General features: G+C 53.6%; 19 protein-coding genes. 10 read left to right on the forward strand and 9 right to left on the reverse strand.

Annotated features, from left to right (window positions below; all coding sequences use genetic code 11):
* The first annotated feature begins 105 nt into the window (after window positions 1–105).
* The 4 genes from EI42_RS05350 to EI42_RS05365 all read left to right on the forward strand — a co-directional run bounded on the left by EI42_RS05350 (window position 106) and on the right by EI42_RS05365 (window position 3,702).
* On the forward strand, window positions 106–1,170 hold the full coding sequence (locus EI42_RS05350; protein WP_371859993.1) for an epoxide hydrolase family protein: 1,065 nt from the start codon (window positions 106–108) through the stop codon (window positions 1,168–1,170).
* A 456-nt stretch (window positions 1,171–1,626) separates the two neighbouring features.
* Entirely contained in the window at window positions 1,627–2,097 is a 471-nt protein-coding gene (locus EI42_RS05355) for a MarR family winged helix-turn-helix transcriptional regulator (RefSeq protein WP_170142378.1), read from the forward strand.
* On the forward strand, window positions 2,076–2,885 hold the full coding sequence (locus EI42_RS05360) for an ABC transporter ATP-binding protein (RefSeq protein WP_111319637.1): 810 nt from the start codon (window positions 2,076–2,078) through the stop codon (window positions 2,883–2,885). Before EI42_RS05355 ends, EI42_RS05360 begins: the two co-directional genes overlap by 22 nt.
* Complete coding sequence (locus tag EI42_RS05365) at window positions 2,842–3,702, forward strand: ABC transporter permease (RefSeq protein WP_246046275.1); 861 nt, start codon at window positions 2,842–2,844, stop codon at window positions 3,700–3,702. Before EI42_RS05360 ends, EI42_RS05365 begins: the two co-directional genes overlap by 44 nt.
* 308 nt (window positions 3,703–4,010) lie before the next feature.
* Here EI42_RS05365 and EI42_RS05370 read toward each other — a convergent pair whose 3' ends face one another.
* The 5 genes from EI42_RS05370 to EI42_RS05385 form a co-directional block, all read right to left on the reverse strand.
* Window positions 4,011–4,361 carry a hypothetical protein gene (locus EI42_RS05370; protein ID WP_111319639.1) on the reverse strand — a complete coding sequence of 117 codons (351 nt, stop codon included), beginning with the start codon at window positions 4,359–4,361 and terminating at the stop codon, window positions 4,011–4,013.
* A 97-nt stretch (window positions 4,362–4,458) separates the two neighbouring features.
* Window positions 4,459–5,553 carry a rhamnulokinase gene (locus EI42_RS05375; RefSeq protein ID WP_211326031.1) on the reverse strand — a complete coding sequence of 365 codons (1,095 nt, stop codon included), beginning with the start codon at window positions 5,551–5,553 and terminating at the stop codon, window positions 4,459–4,461.
* Complete coding sequence (locus EI42_RS33100) at window positions 5,516–5,947, reverse strand: acetate and sugar kinases/Hsc70/actin family protein (RefSeq protein ID WP_211326032.1); 432 nt, start codon at window positions 5,945–5,947, stop codon at window positions 5,516–5,518. The genes EI42_RS05375 and EI42_RS33100 overlap by 38 nt, the downstream gene beginning before the upstream one ends.
* Before the next feature lie 168 nt (window positions 5,948–6,115).
* Window positions 6,116–7,651: an FGGY-family carbohydrate kinase gene (locus tag EI42_RS05380; RefSeq protein ID WP_170142379.1), complete on the reverse strand. Its 1,536-nt coding sequence runs from the start codon at window positions 7,649–7,651 to the stop codon at window positions 6,116–6,118.
* 143 nt (window positions 7,652–7,794) lie between these two features.
* The gene (locus tag EI42_RS05385) at window positions 7,795–8,601 is read right to left on the reverse strand and encodes a DeoR/GlpR family DNA-binding transcription regulator (RefSeq protein ID WP_170142380.1); all 807 of its coding nucleotides are present in this window, start codon (window positions 8,599–8,601) and stop codon (window positions 7,795–7,797) included.
* Between the two features lie 627 nt (window positions 8,602–9,228).
* Between EI42_RS05385 and EI42_RS05390 the strand changes: the two genes are divergently transcribed.
* The 3 genes from EI42_RS05390 to EI42_RS05400 all read left to right on the forward strand — a co-directional run bounded on the left by EI42_RS05390 (window position 9,229) and on the right by EI42_RS05400 (window position 13,847).
* Window positions 9,229–10,128: an autoinducer 2 ABC transporter substrate-binding protein gene (locus EI42_RS05390; protein ID WP_170142381.1), complete on the forward strand. Its 900-nt coding sequence runs from the start codon at window positions 9,229–9,231 to the stop codon at window positions 10,126–10,128.
* A gap of 81 nt (window positions 10,129–10,209) precedes the next feature.
* On the forward strand, window positions 10,210–12,759 hold the full coding sequence (locus tag EI42_RS05395; protein WP_170142382.1) for an ATP-binding cassette domain-containing protein: 2,550 nt from the start codon (window positions 10,210–10,212) through the stop codon (window positions 12,757–12,759).
* The gene (locus EI42_RS05400; RefSeq protein WP_211326033.1) at window positions 12,756–13,847 is read left to right on the forward strand and encodes an ABC transporter permease; all 1,092 of its coding nucleotides are present in this window, start codon (window positions 12,756–12,758) and stop codon (window positions 13,845–13,847) included. The genes EI42_RS05395 and EI42_RS05400 overlap by 4 nt, the downstream gene beginning before the upstream one ends.
* A gap of 175 nt (window positions 13,848–14,022) precedes the next feature.
* Here EI42_RS05400 and EI42_RS05405 read toward each other — a convergent pair whose 3' ends face one another.
* Window positions 14,023–14,631 carry a Uma2 family endonuclease gene (locus EI42_RS05405; protein ID WP_137686047.1) on the reverse strand — a complete coding sequence of 203 codons (609 nt, stop codon included), beginning with the start codon at window positions 14,629–14,631 and terminating at the stop codon, window positions 14,023–14,025.
* 759 nt (window positions 14,632–15,390) lie between these two features.
* Here EI42_RS05405 and EI42_RS34255 point away from each other — a divergent pair.
* Complete coding sequence (locus tag EI42_RS34255) at window positions 15,391–15,522, forward strand: hypothetical protein (protein ID WP_281278851.1); 132 nt, start codon at window positions 15,391–15,393, stop codon at window positions 15,520–15,522.
* 504 nt (window positions 15,523–16,026) lie between these two features.
* On the opposite strand, the gene EI42_RS05415 is transcribed toward EI42_RS34255, so the two are convergent.
* Window positions 16,027–16,869 carry a MerR family transcriptional regulator gene (locus EI42_RS05415; RefSeq protein WP_137686046.1) on the reverse strand — a complete coding sequence of 281 codons (843 nt, stop codon included), beginning with the start codon at window positions 16,867–16,869 and terminating at the stop codon, window positions 16,027–16,029.
* A 234-nt stretch (window positions 16,870–17,103) separates the two neighbouring features.
* Between EI42_RS05415 and EI42_RS05420 the strand changes: the two genes are divergently transcribed.
* Window positions 17,104–17,994, forward strand: a complete 891-nt coding sequence (locus EI42_RS05420; RefSeq protein ID WP_111319655.1) for a DUF2268 domain-containing putative Zn-dependent protease — start codon at window positions 17,104–17,106, stop codon at window positions 17,992–17,994.
* A 581-nt stretch (window positions 17,995–18,575) separates the two neighbouring features.
* On the opposite strand, the gene EI42_RS05425 is transcribed toward EI42_RS05420, so the two are convergent.
* A complete protein-coding gene (locus tag EI42_RS05425; protein WP_111319657.1) occupies window positions 18,576–20,345 on the reverse strand; it encodes an ABC transporter ATP-binding protein in 1,770 nt (589 codons plus the stop codon).
* The gene (locus tag EI42_RS05430; RefSeq protein WP_111319659.1) at window positions 20,342–22,093 is read right to left on the reverse strand and encodes an ABC transporter ATP-binding protein; all 1,752 of its coding nucleotides are present in this window, start codon (window positions 22,091–22,093) and stop codon (window positions 20,342–20,344) included. Before EI42_RS05430 ends, EI42_RS05425 begins: the two co-directional genes overlap by 4 nt.
* Before the next feature lie 610 nt (window positions 22,094–22,703).
* On the opposite strand from EI42_RS05430, the gene EI42_RS05435 reads away from it, so the two are divergent.
* Window positions 22,704–23,225, forward strand: coding sequence for a GNAT family N-acetyltransferase (locus tag EI42_RS05435; RefSeq protein WP_111319661.1), 522 nt, complete (start codon window positions 22,704–22,706; stop codon window positions 23,223–23,225).
* The last annotated feature ends 404 nt before the right edge of the window (window positions 23,226–23,629 follow it).

A 23,629-nucleotide genomic window follows, 5' to 3' on the forward strand; every position in this document is an offset into this window, starting at 1 on the left:
TGTGCACAATATCGAACGTGAAGAGATTTTTTAGGCAAGGAGCAACCAATTGTGATTACTCCATATACTGTAACTATTCCCCAGGCAGACTTAGATGATCTTCAGATGCGGCTCTCCCGTGTTCGTTGGGCGAACGAGTTACCGGATGCAGGTAGCGACTATGGAGTTCCCCTTGCGCCGCTCAAGAGGCTTGTCAAGTACTGGCAGCAGGGGTATGATTGGCGAAAATGGGAAGCCAGGCTCAATACCTATCCGCAGTTTCGTACCACCATCGATGGAGAAAACATTCACTTTCTGCATGTTCGCTCCCCATTCGATGATGCTTTGCCGTTGATCTTAACACACGGTTGGCCAACCTCGGTGTTTGACTACCTTGATCTGATTGATCCGCTCACCGATCCAATCTCCTATGGAGGCAAAGAGACCCAGGCCTTTCATCTGGTCATCCCTTCGCTTCCCGGTTATGGCCTGTCAGGGCCCACCCGTCAGAGAGGTTGGAATAGCTATCGTATAGCGAAGGCCTGGGCTGAACTGATGCATCGTCTTGGCTATGAGCGCTATGGTGCAGCGGGGTCTGATGCTGGCTCGGTCATTTCCCCGGAGGTAGGACGCGCTGACCCTGAGCACGTCATAGGAGTCCATGTTACCGAGATTTTCTCTATGCCCTCTGGCGATCCTGCTGAGATGGAAGCCCTTTCCGAGAAGGAAAAAGAGCAATGGCAAAAGTTCCAGGAGTGGGTTTCTCATAAGGGAGCCTACCATCACTTACAGTCTACGGTCCCTCAGACGCTGGCTCATGCGCTGGCCGACTCTCCAGTAGGTCAACTTGCCTGGAACTATCAGATCTATGGAGATGAGGTAAGCGACGACTATATCCTGACCAATGTGACGCTCTACTGGCTCACAAACACGGCTGCCTCGTCAGCGCGTTCTTATTATGAGGATGCTCATGCGGAGCAAATCCCGACAGAACCAACTACTGTCCCGCTTGGTTTATGCAACTTTGCCGACGTCTTTCAGTCAATACGACGCTTTGCAGAACGCGATCATCAGAACATTGTCTCCTGGAATTTCTATGACAGAGGAAACCATTTCGCTACCCAGACGGCGCCCGATCTGCTCGTCAACGACATGCGGACCTTCTTTGAGATGCTACGAGAGCGCTCATGAGAAGGGCCCTGCATGGAGAGGGGAGTTATTCCCCTCTCGTCTTTTTCGTCACCCGACGCTTGCTTTAGGTCACCTCTTTCTCGCTCAATGAAGGGGCTTTCAACGACTGCTTGCGAGCAATGAACCATATGTCGAGAGTCCTCCACGAAAGGGAGACACATAACAAATCGCTGCAAATAGCTCTGCACTCTCTTTCTTTCCATTGGTACCCTTACGTCAATTTCTTCTTACCACGTCTTTACTTCACAGCATCACTTTTTGGCTCTTCAGTCTTAACCACCTCGTGAAAGAGGGCTGCTCGAAAACACGCGCCTTCCCCATAGAAGAGAGGAATGAGAACCGTTCTTACCTGAAATACTGTCGTTGCCTGTGCAGAAAAGCTTCTCGATTCTACTTGACAAATTTACCTTGATGATCAATATAATTATATATAAAGATTTTAATGGAGCAAGGTTTATGGCAACAGATCAATTGATTGATAGCGTTATGGCGCTCTATCACCTGATTCGCAAGACATCTCACCCGGTCAGTCGCGCCGAAATGACTCCTGAACAGTACTGGCTACTTCGGCACCTCAGCCACAAAGGCGCGGTCAGCATCGGAGAACTTGCCGAAGCGCTTGGCGTCACTGGTAGTTCAGTCACGACAGCCTGCAAGCGGCTGGAGAAGGCAGGGCTTGTGCTACGCCAGCGCCAGAGCACTGATGAGCGTATGGTCCACGTCGTGCTCACAGAGGAAGGTCGGAAGCAGGTGGAGACATGGAAACAGCGCAAACGTGAGCTACTACAGGATCTGTTGTCTCCCCTGGATTCCGAGCAACAGGACACATTACAGCATCTACTGGCACAGGTCTTAAAAAGAGCAGAGGAATCAGGCTACCCCGTTCAACTCAAAGGAAGTGATGCATGCAACACAGACAAAGCATGATTGAGGTCGTTGATCTCGTCAAGCAGTTTGGCGATTATACTGCCGTCGATGCCGTCTCGTTTCAGGTTGCTGAGGGTGAGGTGTTTGGCCTGCTTGGTCCCAACGGCGCGGGCAAAAGCACTACTATCAAGATGCTCACAACACTGCTCCCTCCAACCGGAGGACAGGCAACCGTCGTCGGCTATGACATCCTGCGACACGCAAACGCTGTTCGTCGCCACATTGGCTACGTTCCACAGGCGCTCTCGGCTGATGGCAGTCTGACTGGACGAGAAAACCTTCTGGTGTTCGCATCTCTCTATGACCTACCTCGTGCGACACGAAAAGCAAAGGCACAGGAGGTACTGACGTTCATGGGTTTGACCGATGTGGCAGACCGATTGGTACGCACCTACTCCGGAGGCATGATTCGCCGCCTGGAGATCGCGCAGGCTATGCTTCACAATCCGCAGGTGCTTTTTCTCGATGAACCCACTGTCGGCCTTGATCCGGTTGCCCGCAAAGCCGTCTGGGAGCACCTGGAGCAGATACGCACTCAAACGGGTATGACCATTTTCCTGACCACGCACTATATGGAAGAAGCAGACAATCTGTGTGATCATGTTGCAATTATGCATCAAGGGAAAATCGTTGCACTTGACACACCCAACGCATTAAAAGCACAACTAAAGACACCGAACGCAACACTCGATGATGTCTTTGCCCATTATACCGGTAATACATTAGAGTCAGGAGGTAGCTACCGTGACACAGCCCGTACACGCCGCACAGCCCGGCGACTTGGTTGAACCCATCCCGCAACGGCATCCCTCACATGAGCCGTCATTCTGGTCCTCTTTTTTAAGCTTCTTTGAGAAAACCTTTACCCTTGTAGGGCTGGAAGTGCGCAAGATGCGTCACGATCCGACGGACCTGATTACCCGAGCCGTTCAGCCTGCTCTCTGGCTGCTGATCTTCGGCAACGTCTTCACCCATCTACGCGCCATCCCCACTGGAGGGAAGCCCTACCTCGACTTCATGGCTCCCGGCATTCTGGCACAGAGTGTGCTCTTCATCTCCATCTTTGCCGGTATTGCAATTATCTGGGAACGTGATCTCGGTGTCATACACAAGTTCCTGGCAAGCCCCACTCCCCGCATCGCGCTGGTTCTGGGAAAAGCCCTCGGAGCCGGAATCCGTAGCCTTGTGCAGGCTTTCTTCATCTACCTGCTGGCGCTTATCATGGGGGTACAGATGAACTGGAATCCTCTGGCCCTTCTCGGGGTCATCGTGATCGTGCTCATGGGGGCCTCATGCTTCTCAACGTTCTCGCTTATCATCGCCTGCCTGGTAAGATCACGTGAGCGCTTTATGGGCTTCGGTCAGGTGCTCACAATGCCGCTTTTCTTTGCCAGTAACGCCATTTACCCTGTTGCAATTATGCCACCCTGGCTTCAGGTAATCGCCCATAGCAACCCGCTCAGCTACGAGGTAGACGCGTTGCGCGGGCTGATGCTGGCAGGCGGTGATCTATCTATGGTATGGCTCGATTTCCTCGTTCTCTTCGTGGTAATGGCCGCGCTCGTGCTCATAGGTGCCGCGCTGTACCCGCGCGTCGCTCAATAGCATTGTTTCGCCTTCACCCGAACTTGATCGAACGATCACCTTTTCAGGGCGCTCTGCTCCTGCCTTTCGTGGAAGCATCGAACAGGAGCAGAGACACTCCTATCCTTCTCGAAGTATCAGCAGGAGAAACCATTTCGCTTGCAGGTTCCAGCAACAGACCAATACCGCGTACTGTCGCTTTTCACCTGAGAGCAGCAGTGCTCTGGCCGCTAAGGAACGCGCCATTCATCTCCATGTCTGAAGCCCAGGGGTCTTCTGGCGCGCTCAAGTAAAGACGAGATCTTCAATACCAGCATGGTCATATACACTCAAGGCGCGTGAAACTCCGCAATGACCTCTATTTTGCCAACGATATTCCGATTGAATTCGTCAAGCTCTTCGGCAGGAATCCAGTATTCTTGATGAATGGCGCTCCCAACTGTATGGATCTCATAGCGCTGAAGGAAGCCCGTCTTGACAGCAAACCGCGTCACATAACCAGCGTTGCCATCCCTTGCATTCCAATCACGCGCAATCCGGGTTGCATACTCTTCAGAAAGAACCGGGTAGAAAATAGGCTGCCAGAAGAGGCGAGGGGGAAAAGCTGCATAGCCACTCTCGCGAATCAGCTTTAATTCTTCCGAGCCAACCGGTCGAAAGAGAACAGTCGTGTCATCCATCTCTCTTCTTCTCCCTCCTGAGCTCTCTGAAATGCGAAGATAGCAAGCCACTCATCATGCATGACCCCCTTGCACCTTCGCGGATCACCTCCCACACTCAAACACTTTCGTTCTGACCGGTGACCTCACAAAAGCGCAGGTAAGCATCGTTCCAGCGCTCATTCATGATCGGCTCATAGACCTGCGCCGGAAACGAGCGATGCACGATCTGACGTGCCTGCTGCCAATCACTGATATAGCCCAATGCCTGATACTGGGTCAGGAGATTCCCGATCGCCGCCGCCTCCTGTGGCCCGGCCCAAACAGGACGCCCAAGCGCAGAGGCAAGACAGCGACAGAAAGCGACATGCTCAGCGCCTCCACCCACGATATGCAAGCGCTCAAAATAGTTCCCGGTTAACCGCTCAATACGCTCCAGCACAAAACGGCAGCGAAACGCCAGACTTTCAACAATACAACGCAGAATTTCACCCTCTGTCGTTGGAACGGGTTGGCCGCTCATCTGACAATAGAGCTGAATCTGTTGTGGCATATGGAGCGGTTGGTTGAACATCGCATCATCGGGATTAATAAAAGAGCGCAGTTCCGCCGCCTGCTCAATGAACCGCAGCTCTTCAGGGTACGAGATCAGCTTTCCTTCACGTCTCCACGCTCGCTTACACTCTTGAATCAGCCAGAAGCCAGTCAGGTTCTTCAACAAGGTCGTCGTGTGTGCGACCCCACCTTCATTAGTAATGTTCCATGTATAGGCGTTATCATTTATCGCTGGCTCTTTCAGTTCGGTGCCAAGCAGGGAAAGGGTGCCACTGCTCAAATAGGCAAAATCGGGTTGCAGAGTTGGAACTGCCGCGATCGCCGACGCTGTATCATGCTCGGCCACCGCGATGACCGGCACTTCAGAAAAACCAACCTCGCGAGCGATCTCAGGAAGCAGAGGACCGGCTACAGTCCCCGGCTGTACCGGTTCCAGAAAGAGGTGGGGAGGAAAGCCAAGCCGTTGAATCAGCTCACGATCCCAGGTACGGGTATAGGGATTACCAAGCTGTGTGGTTGAAGCAATAGTCCACTCGCTCTGGCGCGTTCCGGTCAAAAAATAACGCAACAGCTCAGGCATCATCAGGAGCGTTTCGGCCTGTTCAAGCTGGAGTGGAGCCTTACTTTTCAGGGCATACAACTGATAGAGCGTATTCATCGAGAGAAACTGAATACCCGTCCGGGTGATAAATCTCCTCGCGAGGAATCCGCTGCCAGACCTCTTCCATCATGCCCTGAGTACGGGTATCGCGATAGTGATAGGGCATCCCGAGCAGCTCACCGTGTTCATCGATCAGGCCGAAGTCCAGCCCCCAGGTATCAACTCCGATGCTCTGTACATCACCATGTCCCTGTAAACGCGCTGCGATCAAGCCCTGTTTCATCTCATGGAACAGGCGCAACACATCCCAGTACAGCCGCTGATGGACTCGTACAGGTTCATTCGGGAAACGGTACACCTCGGTAGCAGTCAGCAGCTCGCCATCAAATTGCCCGACAACGACACGCCCGCTACTCGCACCCAGGTCAAAAGCCAGAGCCTTTACGCTCATTACACAACCAGCTCCTTTCTCAGCACGAAGCCCTGAAGATATACCACCATTATAAAGCTTTTTTCAGCCAATTGACAGTGGTTGAGCTTGCTTCAAGAATCTCGCAGGGCTTCTACCCAAGGAGCAGATATTTCCTGGTGGCCAGAGCACTGAAGCCACCAGGAACAATTAGCGAGGTTGCGCAGCGCGCTGGAAGAGAGGAGCCAGCGCACGATAGGTTTCTTTGTAGAGCTCATATCCCTCAGTATAGAGCGCGTACCGGGAAAGATCCGGCTCGATCGTTCGGCTTGGGTGCACCATTGATTGACTGGCTTCCTGGAAATCCGCGAAGATCCCCGCGCCAACGGCAGCACACATTGCACTCCCGAGCGAAACCGCGTCAGAAACCTTTGTCAGGGTAATGGGGAGCCCGGCAACATCAGCCAGAATCTGGAGCCACAGAGTACTGCGGGTGCCACCACCACAGGCCACAATGTTCTGTGTTGGCACCCCGAGTGCATGCAGCTTTTCCAGAATATGACGGTTCCCGTAGGCAGTCCCTTCATAGATAGCACGTAGCAGGTGACCAGGTCCATGATGAGGCGTCAGCCCCCAGATAGTCCCGCGTGCATGCGGATCTTTGATCGGTGTGCGACTTCCCTGCCAGAAATCAAGCACAGTCAGCCCTTCGGCTCCGGGAGCCACCGCCGCCGCCGCGTCATCCGCCGCTATATAGCGCTCGCTCCCCTGCGGAAGCTTCTCGCCAAAGAGATCAAGCAGCCAACGTACCGATCCGCCGGTACTGGTCTGTCCGGCTTCCAGCGTCCAGTCTCCCTGCACCACCGCATCCTCAAACGGGCCCCACAATCCAGGATCGAACACCGCCTGCCGGGATTGGACAAGTTGACAGGTCGAGGTGCCAGTCACCAGCGCCAGGGTTCCGGGCGTCACCACACCCATGCCAACCATACCGGCATAGGCATCAATGCCGCTCATCGAGACCGCGATACCTTCGCGCAACCCTAGAAGCTGTGCGCTCTCCGCGTTCAGCTCACCAACTTTGCCGCCCATTGGAACCACCGTGCTGAAAAGCTTCTCGGGTAGATCTTCCAGTCCCACGGCATGCATCAGGGAGCGAGGCCAGCCCGCCGGTACATCCTCCGTCGCGTTCACACGATAGTGCCATTTTGCCACAGCACTGTTCTGAGGAACGGCCTGACTTCCTGTGAGCTTCCAGGCAAGCCAGCTCATCTGCTCCACAAGATAGGTTGCCTGCTGCCAGAGTTCAGCATTGTTCTCCTTGAGCCAGAGTGCCTTAGGCAGTGGCCATTCAGCAGGAACATCCATCCCGCAATAGCGCAGGACTGCATCCTGTGTCTCCGTCAACCGCTTCGCCTGGGAGGCTCCGCGCAAGTCCATCCAGATCAGACTATTGGTGAGAGGAGTTCCCTTCTCATCGGTCAGGAGAATATTACAGGGAGCATCGATCGCCAGTCCAATCACCCGCTCTCGCGCCCCAATGTTGGAAGCAAGACAACCCTGTACCGCCGTGACCAGCGCATTCCACCAGTCCTGTGGGCGCTGCTCTGCCCAGGCCGGTGAGGGATAAAGCGTCTCATAACTTTGATCGTAGAAACTGACCGCTTCCCCTTCCAGGGTAAAGAGGCCCGCACGGATTCCTCCTGTACCGGCATCAATCCCCATAACCAGATCACCGCTGAACATAAAAATACATCCCTCCTTAGCGACGTCGCCCGTACCAGGCATGCGACACTGCACTTTTTTATCGTGAAGCACACAGAAGCGACCTGCACAGGCAGCCAACATGCGCTACAGACAAAATGGACCGCAGGCACCCTTCACCCGCTTCAGCGCGAGGCTGCGGGAACACCCGAGATATCCACCGTCATCACATTCACATTGCAACGCTCTAACGCTTCCTTATCTCGCGCCGCAATGCCTGTATCGGTAATTAGAAGATCAATCTCATCCAGAGTAGCGAAGTGAGCGAGCGCCACCTGTCCCATTTTTGAGCTATCCACACACAGGATCACCTGGCTTGAGGAACGGATCATCGCCTGCTTGATCTCAGCATCAAAAAGATACGTTGAAGAAAGGCCATCAGGAATCTGCAAACCTCCTGTCGCCAGAAAGAGTTTTGTGATCCGTAGATCACGTAACGCCGAGAGTACCTGTGGCCCACTGAACGAACAGGTGTCGTGGTGAAGCATTCCCCCGAGCAAGAAGAGATGATAACGGGGATTATTCGCCACTTCGTTCGCGGCAGCCAGCGAATAAGTCACAATCGTGAGCGGTATATCTGGCAGGTTGCGCACCACCTCTATTACAGTGCTTCCCCCATCGATACCGATCACATCTCCTGGCTTGATCAGGCTGGCAGCATATCTCCCGATCGCCTGCTTGGCAGGCAGATTCTCACGAGCACGTATATTAAAATCAGGCTCGACACGTCGAATTTGCGAGAGTCTGGCACCTCCGTGTGTCACCTGCACAATTTGCTTTTCCGCCAGTTGATGTAAATCACGCCGAATGGTCATTGTCGAAACTTCTAGCTTCTGACTCAGCTCCGAGACAGAGCAGTAGCCATGCTCTTTGAGCAGTGCGACCAGACGAGCCTGTCTTTCGGTCGCATCATACTTGCGGCCCTCTTCCATTAGCCTTTTTCTCCGTTGTTCTGTGATGTAGCGAGTCGCTTTTATTGTACACTTTTTTCTGCGCCCAATACATTGAACCCTGCCAGCATTCCATGCACCCCATGCGACCATTCTCCCTACCACTGGAAAACCCGCCTGTACCTCTTGTCACAAGATAGCTTTCTCTCCAAAGAATAGCAAGCCTCTTCTTCCAGGTACACGGTCTGTTCACAACAGAACATCAAGCAGAGTGTTAGCCGCTAGTTGAGCTTAATAGTAACATAAATTTGTGCGAATAACAACATATTCAAACAAAAACATGTTGAAAACAAACAATTCTTGTGTTAATATTGGTTCCAACCACTTCAGCAAGCATACAGCGAAGTGTCGACACAACAGAGAGCGAGCTGTCCCGTTCAGGAAACAAAAAACCTGCCTGATTGCGGTAATGACGCCGAAGCGAAGATCAGGAAACATGTTTTTGCTGATTCACTCCACCGTTGGAGTACAGAAAGGAACCTATTTAGTATGGCTCACAGAAGTTTGAAAAGACTATCTGCGCTATTCGTTACAAGCCTGCTGGTAACGATGCTGCTGGTAGCGTGCGGACCAAGCGAAGCCTCCTCCACCAACGACGGGGGGAAAAAAGTGATCGCTTTCGTCCCAAAGATCATCAACATCAGCTATTTTAACGCGATGAAAGCAGGTGGGGAAGCCGCCGCTAAAGACCTCGGCGTGACCTTTGAATACCAGGGACCAACCACTGCTGACGCGAACGAGCAGGTAAAGATCATCAAGCAGTTGATCGCCAAACATGTTGATGCGATCGCCGTTGCTCCAGACGATCCAGCCGTTGTTGGCCCGGCCTTAAAAGAGGCAGAGGCACAGGGGATTAAGGTCTTCACCACCGATACCGATGCTCCCAATTCAGTACGCAGCGTCTTCGTCAACCAGGCATTGACGTCTGAAATCGGTAACGCCACGATGGACACGCTTGCCAAAGCAATGGGTGAAGAGGGCGAGTGGGCCATTGTTTCGTGCAGCCCCGCCGCGCAAAACCTGAACGAGTGGATCAAAATCGAGCAGGCCCGCGCCACTGAGAAGTATCCAAAACTCAAGTTCGTGACAACCGTCTACTCTGGTGAAGACATCGCCAAAGCGGTCTCTGATACAAAAGACCTGATTACCAGCCATCCCAACCTGAAAGGGATCATCGGTCAGTGCACCACTTCAGCCCCGGGTGTGGCAAAGGCAATCACTGACATGCATAAGAACGGCTCCGTCTTCGCAACCGGTATTGGCCTGCCAAGCGACATGAAGCCGTATATCGAAAATGGCGCCTCGAAGGGCTTCGTCCTGTGGGACCCCTCCAAGCTCGGCTATCTGACGGTCTGGGCCGGTTTGCAACTGGTAAACGGCAAGAACTTCAGCGAGAAGAATGAAGTCTCCAATGTCGGCACCGTCACCTATGACGCCGCGCAAAAGATGCTTGTCCTGGGTCCGCCTCTCGTTTTCGACAAGGACAACATCAACAAATACAACTTCTAAGCTGCTTGAAACCAGCTCTTTTCAATGAAGCGAAGGGGAAGGAAGCTGTTTCCTTCCCCTCCTACCACAGGAGATTTTCACATGTCCACACCAACCGCTGTACCTGCATCGACAGATACCGTTCTGGTTATGGAGGGGATAACCAAAACGTTTAGCGGCGTTCGCGCTCTAAAAGGCGTTTCGATCGATCTACGAGCAGGCGAAGTCCACGCCCTGCTCGGGCAGAACGGCGCGGGAAAATCGACCCTGATTAAAGTACTCTCCGGCGCTCACGCCCCCGATAGCGGCTCCATCACGATGGAGGGCAAAACCGTTTCCTTTGGCTCTCCCGCAGATGCGCTTCGGGCGGGCATTGGAACAGTCTATCAGGATCCCCTCGTCTATCCCGAACTCTCCGTCACCGAGAATATCTTTATGGGCCGCGAGCTACGAGACCGCTTCGGCAATATTGACATGCGGGCCCAGGTAAAGCGAGTTCGGGAACTGCTGCGTGATCTGGAAACTGACCCGAACATCGCGACGTTACCCGTCGGCACCCTGAGCGTCGCGGTTCGCCAGCTTGTGCTGATTGCGAAAGTGCTGAGTTGGGAACCCAAAGTGCTCATCTTTGACGAGCCGACCGCTATCCTGACGCAGCGCGAGGCTGATATCCTCTTCGGTATCATCCGGAAGCTACGCACGCGTGGCGTCGGGATTATCTATATCAGCCATCGCATGGAAGAGATTTTCGCCCTGGCCGATCGCGTCACCGTGCTCAAAGATGGCGAGAGCAAAGGCACCTGGCCCATTCAAGGCCCTGAAGCGCTTTCCTATGATCGGCTTATTGAGCTGATGGCCGGGCAGGTCCTTCAAGAGGGCATCGAGACACAAGGCCCGCTTTCCGATAAGCCGCTGCTCTCGGTCCGCCATCTGAGCCATGCGAAGACGTATCAGGATATTAGCTTCGACATCCGCCCCGGCGAGATTGTGGGTCTCTTCGGTCTGGTCGGCGCGGGACGCAGTGAGGTTGCTCGGGCCATTTTCGGCGAGGAACCGGCTCAGTCAGGTGAGATACAGCTTGATGGCGAGGTTTTGCGCCTGCGCTCTCCGCAACAGGCGGTACGCAAGGGCATCGCCTATCTTCCTGAAGATCGCAAAGAACAGGGTATTTTCGGGAATCTCTCGATCACCTATAATGCGACTATTACGATTGCGAAGCGCCTGGCGAAGCTTGGCTTTATCACCAATCCACGCCAGGAAGAGCAGGTAACACAGCAGTACGTCAAAGATCTGGCCATTAAAACCCCCGATACGCAGACCAAAATCGCGAACCTCTCGGGCGGAAATCAGCAGAAAGTAGTGTTGGCCAAATGGCTGGCAGCCAAACCCCGACTCCTGATACTTGATGAGCCGACGGCTGGCATCGACATTGCCGCGAAACAGGAGATTCATAACCTGATCGCTCGTCTGGCAAGCGAAGGGGTCGCTATTCTGGTAATCTCTTCAGAGCTTCCCGAAATCCTCAAGCTCAGCGATCGCATTATCACCATGCGCGAGGGTCGCCAGACCGGCGAGTTTCAACGCGGAGCTTCTCCTGAAGCGGTCCTCAGCGCGGCCATGCAAGGGAAAGCCTCGATAGAGCAGCCAGGCGAACAAAAGCCGGAGCAGGCCGCAAAAGAGACAAACACAACGCCTATCTCGCGGCTGATGCAGCATGCTGCTGCGTATAATCGTGAGCTCATTCTGATCGCCATTCTGATTATTGGAAGTCTGATTTTTCAATTGTTCTTCCCGACGTTCCTGACCTGGAATAACATAGCTTCTATTCTTTCAAATGTCGCGGTTGTCTCCATTATTGCGATTGGAATGACGATGGTGATTGTCACCGGAGGGATTGATGTGTCAATCGGGTCCGTAGTGGCAATCTGTATGCTGATATCAGCGAAGGTGATGGTCGCAGGCGGTGATAACATCTTTATCGCGCTGCTGGTCTCGCTTGGTGTTGGTCTACTGGCTGGCGCACTCAACGGTACAATTGTTGCCTTTGGCCGCATCCACCCGATCATTGTCACACTGGGCACCATGAATATTATTCGCGCCCTGCATATTGACCTGCTTGGCCCCAAATGGCTGACGCCTCCGCCTGTGGCGCGAACTCTGGCACTGGGGAACGTGTTCGGTATTCCTATTCCCTGGCTGCTGGTCATCGTGCTCGGGGTAGTGGTGGGCCTGTTCTTGAGCCGGCGCCCGCTGGGTCGTGCCATCTATGCCATTGGAGGGAATCCAGAGGCGGCCCGTCTGGCAGGCATCCGTACGCGCTGGGTCACGATTTTTGTCTATGCGGCAATCGGTATGCTTATCGGTCTGGCAGCACTTATCCAGCTCGGCCAGAGCGGCACCGTTCAGCCGAACACAGCAAATGGCCTTGAGCTCCAGATCATCGCAGCAACAGTCATCGGTGGTACCAACATCCTGGGTGGACGCGGTTCTATTCTGGGGAGCCTGCTAGGCGCTCTGCTGGTGGCGGCCATCCATAACGCGCTTATCACGCTTGGAACCATCTCTCTGCTGGAAGGGCTGGTTATCGGCGCACTCATTATTGTCGCCGTTGGTATTGATATGTTGCAGAAAAGAAAGGCCATAAAAGCATGAAAACTGTTGCGACTCGCAAAAAGGGAGAGATGCCCACGCGGAAGGAACGCTCTCTGCCACGCATGATGGCCTCGTCGCGAAATCTCTTGCTGACCTTGCTGTTTGTGGTCATCTTTTCCTTTTTCTCCAATACCGTCCTGCATTTCTTCAATGGCTATAACATCTATCAGGTGTCACAACAGGGCGTCATCATTGGCTTGCTGGCTATTGGGGAAGCGCTGGTGATTATCTCAGGCGGCGGCGCAATCGACCTTTCCGTTGGCTCAATGTTGAGTCTTTCGGGGATGATTCTTGGCTACTTGCATATCGTCCTCGGGGTCAATATCTGGGTCTCGGTGATTTGTGCCGTTCTCGTTGGCGGCCTGCTCGGGGCGATCAATGGCTTTCTGGTCAGTAAGCTGCGCATTCCTCCCTTGATTGTCACATTGGCGACCTTCTATGGTTACGCGGCGCTTGCACTGCAAATTACCGGTACGCGTCCACTTCCCGATGCGACACAACGGAATCTGCCACAGTCGTTCCCGGATGCCTTTGTGATGCTCGGAAATGGCAATGTGCAGGACATTCCCTGGCTTTCCTGGATTCCGCGTATCGGCGGACAAGCTATTCCATTTCAGGTGCTCCTGATCTTCCTGCCGGTTGTCCTGATTACGCTTTTCTGCCTGCGCAAGACAATCGCTGGTCGCTACCTCTATGGCGTCGGGACGAATGCTCTGGCTGCTCGCTTCGCGGCTATTCATGTCTGGAATGTGCGCTTCTGGGCGTATGTTGCTTCTGGCCTGCTCGCTGGCATTGCCGCTGTCATTCAGACCGCTCTGAGTGCCAGCGCTACCCCGAATGTTGGCGATGGTATGAACCTGCAAGCAATCACAATCGCGGTCCTGGGTGGCGTCAGTATCGCAGGTGGCGAAGGCGGCATTCTCGGGATAGTGCTTGCCACGCTGATCGTCATTTTCCTGAACAACGGGCTAGGCCTGCAATTCGGTGATGCTGCGGGTGTCTGGCAGCTTGCGGCTCTGGGCCTGCTGCTCATCGGAAGCGTGCTCTTCAATGAGTTCCTTCGCCGTCGCCTTGCGCTCAAGTCCTGAGCAAGCTGAAGGCTCATGTATACTACTGGAAAAGAAAAGTGTATACGTGAGCCTCGCTCTCACTACCCTATCACATCCCTCTCTATGCACAGGTCATCCTCTCTCGACAGAACAGTCACCTACCCGGGTAATCAAACAGATCCTGTCCCTGACGCGATCAGGAGTGAAACTGCCCTCAAAACACACCTTCATACACCTCATCCACAACAAGCTCTCGATCAAGCTGATCGAGATGAATTGTCTGGCCAGAGCTATAGCGCTCCTGCTTCCAATTGGTTGAGCGCCGATAGACCTCAATGTATGGTTCATCTTGACTGACCAGGAGATAGACTTCCAATGTTGGACACTGAGTGTAGCGAAGAAATTTCTCGGTGCGGTCATATTTCTCTGTACTGAGAGAAAGCACCTCAACAATGATGAGCGGCGATCGCACCCTGAATGGGCGAGCCCGCTTGTCTTTCTCTCGATCTCCCAGGTCACAGGTAACGACTACATCGGGAACAGAAGACGGTTGACCAGGAATCTCTACATATTGCTCTTGATACACTCGGCATGGTCCCCGCTTGCCCAACTGCATTTTGAAGGCCTCGGTCACGTTATAGGAGAGCTCTGCATGCTCGGGGCTCAATCCTGTCATATCAAGAACGGTACCCTGATCTAAAACCGGATCATAGTCCACTAACTCATAGCGATAAGGACTCTCGTCACTTAAAAGCCGCTCAAAAGCGACACGCGTCATTGGAATCCCATGTTGAGGAACCGGAGAGGAATGCTGTTGCGTCACTGCTCTCACCTCCAATCATGAACGGAAACCACTTCCACACGCAAATCTCTTTCCAGTATACCTTTTTCTGTCATTGTATAGCCTGTTTGCCTTGTGTATGCTGCTTGACATCTGGGGTTTGTCGGGCGGTATGCATATAGTGGGATAAGGACGGAACACGAGTCAATGAAGAAGAACATGACACCGTTTGAGGTCTGCCCGCTATTGTTCTAGAAAGACAAATAAACTCTATGTGATAGATGGCCTATTTTCATTCATATATTTGAAGCCTGACCTGTTTTATAATATATACATGAAAAAGAGCACTCGAAAGGATTTTCCCATGCGCAGAAGACTTTTGTATTTCTATAGTCTCCCTCTCTTTATGCTCCTCTCTCTTCTCGTCGCATGCATCAACATATTCTGGAAAATTCCAGGTTCCTACAATCCTGCAAGCAACCAGGTGCTCTATACCTCTCCGTTAGATCCTGCCGCAATCATCACGATAGTGCTTATGGGTGGACTCTTTCTGCTGTGCTACCTCAAAGCGGCTCCGCTGGATGTACCGAAGCCTCCATGTGTATGTATGGGGAATTGGCTTGCTGCTCTGTTATACCCAGAGCGGAAACCGCCCGCACGTATTGTGATGGCCTCTTACTGCCTCTACCCGAGCGATCGGTAACAGGCGTTCTCGTTGCCATTTTCCTGTCTGTCCTCTTGCTTCTTTTTCAAAGGCCGCTTCTCAGGCTGCTTGCAGTCCTCACGAGGCGAGAGGAGCACATGAGCAGCGACATCAAGCCACTCCAATATAGCGGCATCACGCACGTGCCTTCCGGAGAGCGATTCTACGATCAATATGAGGTGCAGCAGGCAAACTACGAGCCAACTGCGCCACAGCAACAACAGCAATGATTTTCAATCCCTTCCTCGGTTTCAGTCCCTTCCCCTCGGGGCATACCCTTTTCGACGGCACGAGCATGTGATTGTCATGCAGCATCTAGAAAGTTTCAATCCCTTCCTCGGGATATACCTTTTTCGACTGCCGGAGCTCCCGCGCTGCTTCTGGAGGTATCTTACAGACTGGTTTGCGGGAACCTCCGCTTCAAGCCTCTTTATTGGGGCCTCAAAAAGGGCCTTTTTTGAGGTTAAGAATGCTGTTAACCAGCTTGCCAGGCTCTGCGGAAACCTCTGCGCGAGAACGTGGGAGCACCAGGTTCCCGCGAGATATATCATTGTGTGTCAGAGCCTCGAATAAGCTGCTTCGAGCATAATGCATATCGAGATAGAAATCAATCATCCTTTAAGAAGATACCCGTAGGGAAGCGGGTACCTCCTGCGGGGTACACTATAAGGGAATAGCCACCGGATATCAACCAGATCAGCTACACCGCTGGACTTTTCCCTCTACAGGCGTCCTCAATCCTGCGAGCACTCCATCCCAAGATTGCGCTTGTAGTGTGCCAGCGCCTGCTGTAGAAACGCCTTTTCCTCTTCCGTAGAGTGATACAGCGGGAAAGGCTTCTCCTCCAGAGGAAGCCTCTCATAGTTCTCCCACCATCGCATCGCGCTGGCCGCAATATCCGCATCGCCCAGGGTCAGTTGCTGAATCAGCTCACAGTGCTGTTTCGCCAGCGCCTGGCCTTCCACGCCGGTTGGATCTTTCCCCTCTGCAACCAGCCTCTTCAGCTCCACAAACACAGTATCCCATTGCTGCCTCGCCCGGTGCTGATCTTCTTCAGTCCAGTTCTCGGCACGGGCCGCCAGCTTTCGCGTCGCTTTAGGGCTATACGATTTCCGCGCTATTTCCTCCAGTTTTTGTCGTTGCTCCTCAGTGAGATATTTCTTCATCCATGCATTCTTCTGTTCCAGTTGTATCACCTGGATCACATCGACAAGAATCGTTTCCAGATCACCCTGGTCCCTTTTCAACCAGACTTCAGCTTGCTCAAGAGCCTGAAGGACAGCATCCAACTGGCTACGCTTCTCCCGTATGATCTCCTTCTGCATGGCGAGTGTCTCTTGCAAACGCTCCGGCTGCTTTTGCAGACACACTTTGATCTCTTCAAGCGAGAGTCCCAGGTATTTCAACGCCAGAATCTGCTGTAAACTCCACAGGTCTTTATCCGTGTATAAGCGATGTCCCGCTTCAGTATATGCAGAAGGGGAGAGCAGTCCCACTTTGTCGTAAAAGCGCAGCGTTCGTGCTGTCACCGCGGCCTTCTGTGCAAACTGGCTGGTTGTATAGCGTTGACGCTCCACACGTTTTCTCCTTTCACTCAACAGTATCTGATATGACGTTACGTCATAGACAACACTTCAACTAACCCGTAGGACCATTGGGCACGCCACTCTGTAACGTTGCCGAGCCACCGCACGGTATCATTTCCCGGCTCCGGACAGAGCAAAGTCGCGATGAAAACAAAGAAGGGCTTGCATATGACGTAACGTCATGGGTTAGACTCTTCTCAGTATCATCGCGAAAGGACAAACTGAATGAAACTGCATATCATTGATGCCGAGTCTATCTATCAGCGTTTGCTTGCCACTGCCAGCGCACAGGAACGCGAGGCAATCTACCGACAGGAACTGCTGGCTCCGTTTGAAGAAATGATGCATATCTACGGCGGAGGCAATGACCCCCTCGCCTGGGCGAAAATGTGGGGCTTCTATACCCCGGACGATTTCGACAGCGACCAGCGCCCTATCATTGAGGGCATGGTCAAACGTTTGAGCGATGCGGGAGGTTGGCAGCAATCCTCTATCGCGCTTGAACGAGGGCTTGCTGCATTCGCTCCCTACGCAGATCGTATTGATCTGGGCACTATCAACTGTGTGGTCATCCTCACCAAACATAATAGCAGTATGCCAGGTCGGGGCTATGCTGGATTTGGCGTGCCGGGTTATCTCATGGTCTCACTCAGCCTGACCGATGACTATACGCTTCCCCGTATCGGGCCAGCATCGGTCCATGAGCTCAACCACAACGTTCGTTTCAAGCTCGTCCCTTTTCTGCCCATGAGCATCACGGTCGCTGATTACATCATCGCCGAAGGGCTGGCGGAAGCGTTCGCCGCCGAACTCTTTGGCGAAGAGCTGGTTGGCTACTACGTTACCGATTTCAACGAGGAAGAGCTTACCACAGCCCGGCGTGTCATCGGCGGAGCGCTTGAGGTGAGCGGCTTCCACGCGGTGCACAGCTACATCTTCGGTGACACACTTGCTGAAGCTTCGGGACATCCCAGAGCTGGCGTGCCTGATTTCGCTGGATACGCCATCGGCTATCGGATTGTCCGGCAGTATCTTCAGCGTACCAGGCGCTCCGTTGCTGAAGCGACCTTCCTTCCCTCCCGGGAAATCATCGAGGAGTCCGGCTTTTTCGCATAGGAAGTGCGAAGAACCCGGCTTGAAGTAAAGAAGAGGTCTCGGGATGACGAAGCGGCTCGCGCTTGTTCTCAAGCAGGCGAACCCCGAAGGTTGGCGGGGTTCGCCTGAACCAAAAGCGAGGGAAGCTGCGCAGTCATTCCGAGTGAAGCCCCTTCTGAAGTCGCACAACGCCTGATCGTTGCGATTGGCACGAGCCCTGCTGTAGGCAGTGATGGTCTTATTTGCATGACGGCCCACAGCAGCTTCACGCCTTCCTACCGGGAGATGGCGGCTCGTCAATCGCACTGTATCCGGCCACTCATCCCTCACTTGCTGTACCGAACACATCACCGGCCAAGCGGTTCTGCATCTGGCATAGAGAGTACTGAAGCTGCCGGCGTCCTGATGGATCTTCCAGCGTTTCAGGAGGCTGAGCCGTAGTCCAGGCACGCATTGGTAAAGGGGTGCCTGGCAGAAAAGCGCGAAGGGAATCCAGGTAAAGAGCTGGTTAATCCTGATAGATCACGTGCCCTGCCCGAGGGAAATACAGCAGGGTAGAGTTCGTTGACACTCCCCGGGCTTGTGCCCGGGGGAGTGTCAAGCTATGCGTGCTGCTCATCAAGCCAGAGCTTGCGCATCTCGTCACTGGTTGCGAGCAGTTCGTCCAGCTTCCCTTCAGCCTCGATCCGACCATCTTTGAGTACAATGATATGGTCGGCACGTTGCAGGGTCGCGCGTCGATGTGTCACCACCAGACAGGTCGTGCCCTCACGCTCAAAGATGCGATCCCAGAGGGTACGTTCCGTCTCCACATCCAGTGCACTCGACAGATCATCAATGACCAGCAGCTCAGCATCACGAACAAGCATGCGAGCCGCCGCCGTCCGCTGCACCTGCCCGCCAGAAAGCTTGACGCCACGTGTTCCCACAGGAGTCTCTAAGCCTGCCTCTAGCGCCTGCACATCCCGTTCCATCACAGCGCTGCGCACCGCTGCCGCCAGAGCTACAGGATCTTCAGGCTGCCCGAGCAGAATATTCTGCTTGAGTGTCTCACTGAACAGGCGCGGCACCTGCGCTGTATAGGCCGCACGCGGTGGAACAAAGAAGGATGCCGCATCTTGCACAACCTGTCCGTTCCAGCGAATCTCACCAGCCTCTCGCGGTAAGAGACCAAGCACTGTCTGCAAAAGCGTTGTCTTGCCTGAGCCAACGCGCCCCGTCACTACCGTCAACGAGCCACGCGGCAAACACAGATCCACATCGACAATACCACGCTCCGACGAGGCATGACGATAGGTCAGCCCCTGCGCCTCCACCAGCAGCAAACGATCGCTCTCGTGGCGCTCAACAGGCGGCACCTCTGGCAAGGGACCTTGCAAATGCAGTGGTGTATGCTCAACCAACGCCATTGGAGGCTCATCACCAAGCAGTGTGTTCATCCGTTTGAAGGCCACACCCGTCTGACGATAGTGAGCCAGGAAACGGCCCAGAGAGGACGTAAAGTCAGCGATAAAGTCCAGATACGAGACAAACAGGGCGAACGCACCAACGGTCAAATGACCGCTTCGCAGACTTCCAGCAGCAAGCAGCATAATCAGTCCAGTGCCAATGCTCACCATATTGGCCGTCAGAGAATCAATTCCCTGCGATGCCAGGCGATCAATTAGCATCGCGGAACGACGCCGCTCGTTGAGCTTGCGGAACCGTTCAACCGTTCGTGCCTCGGCTCCGGTCGCCTGCACCGTTTGCACTGCGGCCAGTATATCACCGATTGCTCCTGTTACCTGGCTGGTCGCCTCGCTGCTGGCCTCACGATAGCGGCTCAACGCCGTACTTGCCCATCTTGTAATGATCGTTACGGCAATCAGTGGCAACACGGTAACGAACGCCATGACCGCGTCAATGGATAGCAGCACGATAAATGCAATCAAGGCACTTATACCCTGCCCGACGATCTCATCACTCCAGTCAACGCCATCTTCAGCTTGATAGGCGTCATCACGAAAACGGCTGATAGTCTCACCTACCGAATAGGGCAGGGCACGTGCTCCCGGACGCTTCAGCAGCGCACGCAGCAGGTTCAGCCGTACCAGGCCGCTCATCGTAAAGCGCATCAGGATCTCGACAAAACCACCACCGAGCCACAAGGCCACCCGTCCCACTGTCAGCAACACCATCATCACAAGTAGTCCTGGTATCCCCCCGGGCAGATGTGCCTGACCGGTCAGCGTATCCAGAAATGCACTGGCAAGCCATCCCGTGAGCAGGGACGACAGATCAAACGAGCTCCAGAACGCCGCGTGCAGAAAGTAGAGCCCGAGCCGATAGCGGATCATTTCCAGCAGATACCGCCAGGTTGGAAGCACTTTCATAGCGTGACCTCCTCTGTCGCAACCCGAAGCAATTCAGCAAAGCGTGAGTTCGGGTCAGCCATCAGGGCGCGGCGTGGTCCATGCTCACGCACCTGTCCATCTTCCATCACAAGAATCTCATCGGCATAGGTCAGCGTTGCCAGCCGATGCGCGATAATAATCCCGGTACGCCCTTCAAGCATTCGACCAAGTGCGGTATGCACCAGCCGATCAGTAAGCGGATCAAGCCGCGAAGAGGCTTCATCCAGAATCACCAGGTCAGGATCATGCAACATGATGCGTGCACATGCGATAACCTGTGCCTGTCCGGCAGAAAGCCCGGCCCCATCGGATAAAAGCACGGTATCTAATCCCTGCGGCAGCTCCTGTAGCCAGTCTGCCAGACCCAGCGTTTCCAGTATCTCGCGAATGCGCTCATCCGAGAAACCTGCTTCAAAGAGCGTCAGGTTATCGCGCACACTCGCACGGAAAAGATGCACTTCCTGCGTTACCATCCCGATACGTGAGCGAATGGCTGCTAGCTTCACATCACGCAGATCCACCCCGTTCAGGCGCACTGTCCCAACTTGAGGATCATAAGAGCGTAACAGCAGTCGTGTCAGTGTTGTCTTACCACTTCCGGTACGTCCTACTACGCCTAGCACACGACCCGGCACAAGCGAGAACGAGACATTCCGCAAAACCGGAGCGTCTTCCGCATAGGCGAACGAGACATTTTCCAGTTCAATCGCCAGCGGTCCTGAAGGCAACGACGAGACCGGCCCGTCGACAATGCGCGGCTGTATTCTCAAGAGCGCCTCAATACGACTGATACTGGCATCCGCCTGTTGCAAATCCTGAATCTCGTCTCGTATCTGCTCAACCGGCTCACGCAGCATCCTGGTATAGCGAAAAACCAGGTAGACCACACCAATGGTCAACAGCCCCGACTGGTACAGCAGCGCACACAGGGCAAAGGAGGCAGCCGTTCCAAGCGAAAACAACCCCATACTGACCGCCGTCATACCATACCCCCACATCTGTGCCTTGCGAGTGATCGGCAGCCATGAACGCAGTACCTCGGCAAACCGCCGCAGCACAAACGCACTCGCACCACTGGAGCGGATATCCTGCAAGCCAGCCAGATATTCACTCAGGAAGCCAAAGAAATCAGCATTTGCCTGACGATCGGCTGCCCACAGAGGGGTGGCCGCCGCCCGAATGCGCAAAATGATGATCAGCGCTACTACTACAAAACCACTCATCACCAGGCCAACGCGCCAATCAATGTGATAGAGTAGCCCGAGGACACCAAGCATCAGAATACCGTTCCCGAGCACATAGACCACAAATCGCGAGAAGAAGCGGGCCAGCGTCGCCACATCACCGTCTACGCGCTCAATCAACTCACCGGGCGTATGTGCAGTATGAAATGAGGCATCCAGCCGCAGCAAATGAGTCAGCAGGTCCGCTCGCAGCGTATTGGTCGCCGTCCAGCTAACCATCTCGGCGATCCCGGTTTCGGCAATTGCCATTCCCTGTTGTAACAGCGCCAGAGCAATGGTGGCCAGCGCCAACACCATCAGGTCGCTTAATTCGCCACCAGAGATCGCGCGATCAATAAAGGCACTCGTAACCAGTGGCGTCGCCACCTGTACCCCGATCGTACAGCACAAAATCAATGCCAGCAGACCTATTCTCCACCACTGAGGACGCAGGTAGCGGGAGAGAAGATGCCAGTAACGGCTTAGCGCGCGCAAGAAGTGCATGCCGCCCTCCTTCCAGCGCTCCAAACACACCATGCGAAAATGGACAGCATATCCTGTCTCTTGCGGAAAAACTGAAGAGCTATCAAAGCGTGAATTCTTCCTTTTCTCTTATCATTGCATCAAAAGATCGTAGAGCATGAACAAAAAAGGCATAGAGAAGCCGCGTCATTCGCTGTTCATGCGGAATCAATCTGGTGAGGAAAAGGTGATGCTAGAAGAAAAGGGAGAGACTGCCTGAGTAGCAGCCAAAAAAGAACCCTTGAGGCAAAGTGGGCTGAGGGTGAGAGAAAAAAAGATCAGAAGAAAGGAAACACTATAGACAGGTTTCCCTTTTGCACAAAGGATGGCCGTCGTCCTCCTCGCTCAATCAAGCGCTATGCAGGATACACGACCAGACCACTACAGCACACTTAGCGTAGCAACACCTTTGTAGTCGTTGCGGGCATGATAAAAATTACCTCCATGAAAAACAAGATGGTGTTATCATAATTGATCCTGAACAAAAAGTCAAGACCGAATTCCTCGCTTTTTTGAACAGCGACAGCGAGAATAACCACAGCAACGCTTGACGTATGTTCCTTCTGTAGCGTATAAAGAATGCGGTATCTGCGTGGCAAGCTATCAGACGAAAGAGGAACAGCATATGTTGACACTCCGCCGCTACACTCCCACCGATCAAGCAGCCGTTGAGGCGCTGCATGTGTTCGCACTCCAGCAGACCGGGGCTTATCTTGGTCGAGGACCCTGGGACGACGATATCTACGCAATTGAGGATGTGTATCTCAACAATCAGGGCGAATTTCTCATTGGCGAATGTGACGGTCGCCTTGTCGCAATGGGTGCGTTACGACGTACCGACGCAGAGCGAGCCGAGATCAAACGCATGCGTGTTCACCCCGACTATCAAGGGCGCGGCTACGGTCAGCTACTTCTCCATACCCTTGAACAGCGTGCTCGTGAGCTTGGCTACCGCATCCTGCATCTGGATACCTCCCTGCTGCAACTTCCGGCTCGCAAGCTTTATGAGAAGAACGGCTTTCGCGAAGTCGGCAGAGACTACTTCCAACAGCAAACAGGTGCGGACACCTACCAGCCGCTAGAGGTTATCCTGTACGAAAAACCCATCGCATAAACAGACAACGACACAAGCTGCTCCTCAATACAGACCACAGAGAAGTGCACCCGGGGCCTCAGACAGAGAAGCCAGCTTGATGAGCAGCAGGATACACTTGAGCGACCAGAGCGAGCAGGTCAGTCAGGCCGGGATACACCCTCCAGATACAGAGATCAGCAACCAGCCCTGTACAACCCGCAAGAACAGTGATTTTACAAGAAGCATATCATCTCGCCTATCCCCTTCAATCAATTTCAACAACCATAATGAAACCCTGAATTGCTGCTTCTTTCCTGCAAAGAGATAAGTCATTCCTCCGGTTAAATAGTACCAAGAACTCATTGCAATGATACACAAATAGGGTTATAGTATCATAAACAGAGTATTTTCCGTAACCGACAGAAGAGATATATTTCTCATAC

Origin of the sequence: Thermosporothrix hazakensis (assembly GCF_003253565.1) — a bacterium.
Taxonomy (GTDB): Bacteria; Chloroflexota; Ktedonobacteria; order Ktedonobacterales; family Ktedonobacteraceae; genus Thermosporothrix; species Thermosporothrix hazakensis.